Below are 6,869 nucleotides of genomic sequence, written 5' to 3'. Positions count from 1 at the left end.
GCGTCGCCGCGCCCGCGCGGTGCGTCCCCGCGGACGGCGCGGACGGCGCCGCTCGCCCGGTCGATCACCGGGCCGACCCGGCGGCGCACCGGACCGACGTCGAGCGCGAGGAGCTCCGCCGGGGGCAGCGCCGCGAGGGCGGACGCGTCCGCGAGGGCCCGCCGGGCGTCGTCGTGCACGGGCGCCGCAGCCGGGTGCGCGAGCACCTCGGTGAGGTACCACAGCAGCTCGTGGAGCTGCGTGACGGCGGGCAGCGCGGCGAACGCGTCGCGGGCGGCCGCGGGGTCGTCGCGCCACGTGGCGTCGTCGTGCACGGCGCGGACGGACGCGGTCACGCGCTGCCCGGCGCCGAGGCAGTCGTAGGCGGTGCAGCCGGGGAAGCCGGACGTGCGCAGGCGGGAGTGGATGTCGCACCCGAAGTCGCCGCGCAGGTGGGGGCACGGCGTGCCGGACGGCTTGTCGATCGCGAAGTCGGCCGACCGGGTGAGCGTGAGCGCGACGCAGCACAGGCCCGTGCAGCGCGCGCAGTCGGCGCGCAGGTCGAGCTGCTCGAGCAGCAGCGTGCGGTCGGTCGGGGGAGCGGTCACGCCTCGACGGTACCGCTCCCCCGACACCGGGCCGTCAGTCCTGGGACGCGGCCGCCGGGGTGTGCAGGCCCGCGGCGATGAGCTCCATGACCGACGAGTCGGCGAGCGTCGTCGCGTCCCCGACGGCGCGGTCCTCGGCGACGTCGCGCAGGAGGCGGCGCATGATCTTGCCCGAGCGCGTCTTGGGCAGCTCCGGCACGACGAGGATCCGCTTCGGCTTGGCGATCGGGCCGATCTCCTTGGCCACGTGGTCGCGCAGCTCCTTCTGCACGGCGGCCGCGCCCTCGGCGTCGGCACCCCGTGCCGCGTGCTCGCCGCGCAGGATGACGAACGCGACGACGGCCTGCCCCGTGAGCTCGTCCGTCGCCCCGACGACGGCCGCCTCGGCCACGATCTCGTGCGACACGAGGGCCGACTCGATCTCGGTCGTCGACAGGCGGTGCCCGGAGACGTTCATGACGTCGTCCACGCGGCCGAGGAGCCAGATGTCGCCGTCCTCGTCCTTCTTGGCGCCGTCGCCCGCGAAGTAGGTCCCGGGGAAGCGCGACCAGTAGGTGTCCTTGAAGCGCTCGAGGTCGCCCCAGATGCCGCGCAGCATCGACGGCCAGGGCTCGGGGACCACGAGGTAGCCGCCCCCGCCGTCGGGCACCTCGTGCGCCTCGTCGTCGACCACCGTCGCGACGATCCCGGGCAGCGGCACCTGCGCGGAGCCGGGCTTCGCGGCGGTGACGCCGGGCAGCGGCGAGATCATGATCGCGCCGGTCTCGGTCTGCCACCACGTGTCCACGATGGGCGCCCGGTCGCCGCCGATGACGCGGCGGTACCACATCCACGCCTCGGGGTTGATGGGCTCCCCGACGGACCCGAGCACGCGCAGCGACGACAGGTCGTAGCGCGCCGGGATCTCCTCGCCCCACTTCATGCAGGCCCGGATCGCGGTGGGCGCCGTGTAGAGGATCGACACCCCGTACTTCTGGACGATCTCCCACCAGCGGCCCTGGTGCGGGGTGTCGGGCGTGCCCTCGTACAGCACCTGCGTCGCGCCGTTGAGCAGCGGCCCGTAGACGACGTACGTGTGCCCGGTGACCCAGCCGACGTCGGCGGTGCACCAGTAGACGTCGGTCTCGGGCTTGAGGTCGAACACGTACCTGTGCGTGTACGCGGACTGGGTGAGGTACCCGCCGGTCGTGTGGAGGATGCCCTTCGGCTTCCCCGTGGTGCCGGACGTGTAGAGGATGAACAGCGGGTGCTCGGCCTCGACCCACACGGGGTCGTGCTGAGTGTCGGCGGCGGCGAGCGCGTCGTGCCACCACACGTCCCGGCCCTCGGTCCACGCGGTGTCCTGGCCCGTGCGGCGCACGACGAGGACGTGCTGGACCGTGGTGGGCGCCGCGCCCTCCTTGGCGGCGAGGGCCTCGTCGACCGCGGGCTTGAGCGCGGACGGGGCGCCGCGGCGGTACCCGCCGTCGGCCGTGATGACGAGGGCCGCCTCGGCGTCGGCGATGCGGCTGCGCAGCGCGTCCGCGGAGAAGCCGCCGAAGACGACGGAGTGCGGCGCGCCGATCCGCGCGCACGCGAGCATCGCGACGACCGCCTCGACGACCATCGGCAGGTAGATGACCACCCGGTCGCCCGTGGAGACGCCGAGCGCGGCGAGAGCGTTCGCGGCGCGCGCGACCTCGCGCTGCAGCTCGGCGTAGGTCACCGTGCGCGTGTCGCCCGGCTCGCCCTCGAAGTGGATCGCGACGCGGTCGCCGAGGCCCGCCTCGACGTGGCGGTCGACCGCGTTGTACGCGGCGTTGAGCGTGCCGTCGGCGAACCAGCGTGCGACGGGCGCCTGCGACCAGTCGAGCGTCTCGGTGAACGGCGTGCGCCAGCTGACGAGCTCCGTCGCCTGCTTCGCCCAGAACGCGAGCCGGTCGGCCCTCGCCTCCTCGTAGAGCTCCGGCCCGGCGTTCGCCTGCGCGGCGAGCTCGGGGCTCGGCGGGAAGCTGCGGGTCTCGTGGAGGAGGTTCTCCAGCCCGTGAGGAGCGGTGGTGGGCTCGTTGTCTGGCACGTTGACCTCCGGTGCGCATCGACTCTGGTGCAGGTGCCCGACGGCGCGCGCGCATCGCCGCGCCGCGGGTGCGCGAGGGCTCGCCCCCGCGGTCGCGAGTCTAGCCCCGCGGACGTGACCCCGGTCACGTCGGGCGGTCACAACTGGGCGGTCGCGCAGGGCGGTCGTAGGGCCGGCCGGGCGGTCCCGGCGGCCGCTCTCGGCGTCAGGCCCGACGGCGCTGGCGCACCGCCTCGTAGAGCACGACCGTCGTGGCGCTCGCGGCGTTGAGCGAGCTCGCCGCGCCGAGCATCGGGATGCTCACCATGACGTCGCACGCCTCGCGCCAGCCCGCGCTGAGCCCCGTGGTCTCGTTGCCGACGAGCAGCAGCGTCGGGCCGGTGAGGTCGTGGTCGGCGAGCTCGACGTCGCCGTGCTCGTCCGTGCCGACGAGCGTGAGCGGGCGGCCCGCCGCGCGCTGGGCCTCGACCCAGTCGAGCACCTCCCGGCCGGACGGGACGCGAACGGCGGGCACGGAGAAGATCGAGCCCGTGCTCGCGCGCACGGCGCGCGGGTCGTACGGGTCGGCGGCGTGGCCCGCGACGACGAGCCCGGCGCCGCCGAACGCGTCGAGCGACCGTGCCACCGTGCCGACGTTGCCGGGGTTGTTCGGCCGGTCGAGCACGACCCCGAGGAAGTCGTCACGGACCGTGACCCGGCCCAGGTCGTCCGGCGGCATCTCGACGACGGCCAGCAGCTCGGGGGCCTCGTCGTCCTTGCCGCCGAGCTCGCGCATGAGCTCGGTCGACACCGCGTAGCGCCGCGTGCGGACGCGGTCGAGCATCCCGTGCGCCCACGCCGACAACGACCGGTCGGCGTCGACGAGCCACGTCCGCACGGTCCAGCCGTGCTCGACCGCGAGCGTGATCGGGCGCACGCCCTGGACGACGAGCTCGCCCGCGCGGTGGCGCTTCGTGCGGTTCGTCAGCAGCGCCTGCCACTGCTGGAACGTGGCGTTGCGGGAGGTGACGCGCTGCACGCTCAGGCGCCCGTCGTCGCGACGGCGGTGTCCTGGTGCGCGGCGTCCGGGTGCGCGGTCTCCTGGTGCGCCGCGTCCTCGCGCGCGGCCTGCTCGACCGCGGCCGCGACGAGGGTCGTGATCTCCGGGTTGAACACGCTCGGGATGATGTACGTCGGGTTGAGCTGGTCCGGGTGCACGGCGTCGGCGAGCGCGCGGGCGGCGGCGAGCAGCATGTCGTCCGTGATGCGGTGCGACTGCGCGTCGAGCAGGCCGCGGAACACGCCCGGGAACGCGAGCACGTTGTTGATCTGGTTGGCGAAGTCGGAGCGCCCCGTGCCGACGATCGCGGCGTGCTTCGCGGCCTCGACCGGGTCGACCTCGGGCCGCGGGTTCGCCATGGCGAACACGATCGCGTCGGGTGCCATGCGTGCGACGTCCTCGCCCGTGAGGACGTCGGGCGCCGAGACGCCGATGAACACGTCGGCGTCCACGACGGCGTCCTTGAGCGTCCCGGTGACGCGGCGCGGGTTGGTGTTGACCGCGGTCCACGCGAGCGAGGGCGACAGGCCGGGCCGCTGCGGGTGGACGACGCCCTCGATGTCGGCCACGACGACGTCGCGCGCGCCCGCCGAGAGCAGGAGCTTGAGCACCGCGGTGCCCGCGGCACCCGCACCCGAGAGCACCACGCGCACGTCCGCGAGCTCCTTGCCGACGACCTTGAGCGCGTTGCGCAGCGCCGCGAGCGCGACGATGGCGGTGCCGTGCTGGTCGTCGTGGAACACCGGGATGTCGAGCTCGGCGCGCAGGCGCTGCTCGATCTCGAAGCAGCGCGGCGCGGAGATGTCTTCGAGGTTGATGCCGGCGAACACCGGCGCGATCGCCTTGACGGTGCGCACGATCTCGTCGACGTCCTGGGTGTCGAGCGCGACGGGGAACGCGTCGATGTCCGCGAACCGCTTGAACAGCGCCGCCTTGCCCTCCATGACCGGCAGCGACGCGAGCGGGCCGATGTCGCCGAGACCCAGCACGGCCGAGCCGTCCGTGACCACCGCGATGGTGTTGCGCTTGATGGTCAGGCGCCGGGCGTCGTCGGGCTTGGCGGCGATGGCCTCGCACACGCGTGCCACGCCGGGCGTGTAGATCATCGACAGGTCGTCGCGGTTGCGGATCGGCACCTTCGACTCGATCTTCAGCTTGCCGCCGAGGTGCAGCAGGAACGTGCGGTCCGAGACGCGGTCGACGACGACGCCCGGGAGCGCGCGCAGCGCCTCGACGATCTGCCCGGCGTGCTCCTCGCCGCGCGTCGCGACGGTCACGTCGACGGTGATGCGCTCGTGGCCGGACGCGGTGACGTCGAGCGCCGAGACGATGCCCCCCGTCTGCTCGATCGCGGCCGTCAGCTCGCTCACGGCGGTGGGACGGGCCTCGACCTGGAGTCGGACGGTGATGGAGGAGGACACGCTGGGCGCTGAGGTCATGCCCCTCAGTATCGCGGCTCGTCGCCCCCGGACACGGCCACGGCGCCCTCCCGGACGCCGTGGTCGCCAGCGAGCGGCGGCTATCAGGCGTGCACGGTCTCAGCCGCTGCAACGGGGCGTGCTCGGCACGCTGCCCGGTCAGCGAGTCCTCCGTGTGGACTACCTGCGCGTGGGTACCGCCGCGCTGCCGTTCGTCCTCCCATTGCAGACCCGTGGTGCGCCGCACGCAAGAGGTGAGGGGTCGTCAGGTGGGGTCCATGTCGTGCGGGTCGCTGGGGACGGGGTCACCGCGCACCGCGCCGGCGCCAGACCCGCCACACGACCCAGCCGGCCACGGCGAGGGCGGTGACGCCGACGGCGGCGAGCGCCGGCGTCGTCGGGTCGAGGCGCGAGCGCAGCGCGACGGGCCGGGCGAAGGTGAGCACGCCCCAGCCGAGCTCGGCGGCGAGCCGTCGCAGGGTGCGGTCGGGGTTGACCGCGAACGCGTGGCCCACCTCGCGCAGCATGGGGGCGTCGGTGACGGAGTCGGAGTAGGCGTAGCTCGCGGCGAGGTCGTAGCCCTCGCGCTCGGCGAGCTCGCGGATCGCGGACGCCTTGTTCTCCCCGTACGCGTAGAAGTCGATGCCGCCGGTGTACCGGCCGTCCTCGACGGTCATGCGCGAGGAGATGGCGTGGTCGGCACCGAGCACCGCCGCGATGGGCTCGACGACCTCGCTGCCGGACGCGGAGACCACGACGACGTCGTGCCCGCGCGCGTGGTGCGCCTCGATGAGCTCGACCGCCTCCGCGTACACGACCGGGTCGATGTGCTCGTGCAGGGTCTCGGCGACGATGCGGGAGACGGTCGCGACGTCCCACCCCGTGGCGAGGCTCGACAGGTGCGCGCGCATGCGCTCGGTCTGGTCCGCGTCGGCGCCACCCACCATGAACAGGAAGTGCGCGTAGGCGCTGCGCAGCACGTCGCCGCGCGTGATGAGCCCGCCCGCGAAGAAGGGCCGCGAGAACGCGGCCGCGGACGACGTCGCGATGATCGTCTTGTCGAGGTCGAAGAACGCGGCGACCCGGCCCGCGGGGCGCGGCGGGGGTCCGGACGGCGAGGTCACCCGTCGAGCCTATCCGCGGCGTCCGGCCGTCCCCAGGCCCGACGCGCGCCGGTCCCGTCCACAGGGCGGCGCCTCGTGCTGGCCGCGGCGCGTGTCGTTCCGCCACGGTGGCCGGGTCGGTGCGGGACGCGTGCGGGACGAGTGCAGGACGGTTCAGGACGGGGCGGTGAGGTCGTGGGTGCGGTGGTCGGCGTGGTCGGCTCGCGGGGCGGGGCTGGAGCGAGCGTCGTCGCGGCGTCCCTCGCCCGTGCCGCCCGACGGCGGGCGCCGGCGTGCCTGGTCGAGCTCGCCGAGGGCGGCGCGGGGCTCGACGTGCTGCTCGGCGTCGAGGGCGTGCCGGGCGTGCGCTGGCCGGACCTCGACGACGCGCGCGGGCGCCTCGACGGCGACGACCTGCTCGAGCGGCTGCCGCGCTGGGACGGCGTGCCCGTCGTCAGCGCGACGACGGAGGGCGGTCCCGCACCCGGCGCCGTGGTCGACGTCGTCGCGGCGCTCGCGGAGGCGGTCGTGCCGCGTGACGGGGTCGTCGTGCTCGACCTGGGGCGGGACGCGGTGCGCGCGGGATCGCCGGCGCACGAGGTGCTCGCCGCGTGCACGGAGGTGCTCGTCGTGACCCCGCTCGACGTGCCGGCCGTGGGCGGCGCC

Annotated in this window: 4 protein-coding genes and 2 pseudogenes; 1 reads left to right on the top strand and 5 read right to left on the bottom strand. The window is 74.6% G+C overall.

Features of this window, described 5'->3' with window-relative positions; translation table 11 throughout:
* The 5 genes and pseudogenes from JZ5iCDA_RS19025 to JZ5iCDA_RS14190 all read right to left on the bottom strand — a co-directional run.
* A pseudogene (locus tag JZ5iCDA_RS19025) lies at positions 1-587 on the bottom strand (pentapeptide repeat-containing protein); the annotation flags it as partial.
* A 34-nt stretch (positions 588-621) separates the two neighbouring features.
* The gene (acs, locus tag JZ5iCDA_RS14205) at positions 622-2,643 is read right to left on the bottom strand and encodes an acetate--CoA ligase (RefSeq protein ID WP_069387757.1); all 2,022 of its coding nucleotides are present in this window, start codon (positions 2,641-2,643) and stop codon (positions 622-624) included.
* Between the two features lie 205 nt (positions 2,644-2,848).
* The gene (locus JZ5iCDA_RS14200; RefSeq protein WP_366246678.1) at positions 2,849-3,661 is read right to left on the bottom strand and encodes an RNA methyltransferase; all 813 of its coding nucleotides are present in this window, start codon (positions 3,659-3,661) and stop codon (positions 2,849-2,851) included.
* A gap of 2 nt (positions 3,662-3,663) precedes the next feature.
* The gene (locus JZ5iCDA_RS14195; protein ID WP_083260032.1) at positions 3,664-5,121 is read right to left on the bottom strand and encodes an NAD-dependent malic enzyme; all 1,458 of its coding nucleotides are present in this window, start codon (positions 5,119-5,121) and stop codon (positions 3,664-3,666) included.
* A gap of 284 nt (positions 5,122-5,405) precedes the next feature.
* The gene (locus tag JZ5iCDA_RS14190; RefSeq protein ID WP_069387756.1) at positions 5,406-6,224 is read right to left on the bottom strand and encodes an HAD family hydrolase; all 819 of its coding nucleotides are present in this window, start codon (positions 6,222-6,224) and stop codon (positions 5,406-5,408) included.
* Between the two features lie 174 nt (positions 6,225-6,398).
* Here JZ5iCDA_RS14190 and JZ5iCDA_RS14185 point away from each other — a divergent pair.
* Positions 6,399-6,869: pseudogene (locus JZ5iCDA_RS14185) on the top strand (pilus assembly protein FlpE); the annotation flags it as partial.

The organism is Cellulosimicrobium cellulans (assembly GCF_001722485.1).
In the GTDB taxonomy this organism is placed as follows: domain Bacteria; phylum Actinomycetota; class Actinomycetes; order Actinomycetales; family Cellulomonadaceae; genus Cellulosimicrobium; species Cellulosimicrobium cellulans_A.
The sequence above is the reverse complement of the archived record's forward strand: the minus strand, read 5'-3'. Positions and strand labels throughout refer to the sequence as shown.

Bases quoted from the DNA above. Each gene is read 5' to 3' on its own strand.
- JZ5iCDA_RS14195 (WP_083260032.1), bottom strand. From the start codon at position 5,121: ATGACCTCAGCGCCCAGCGTGTCCTCCTCCATCACCGTCCGACTCCAG.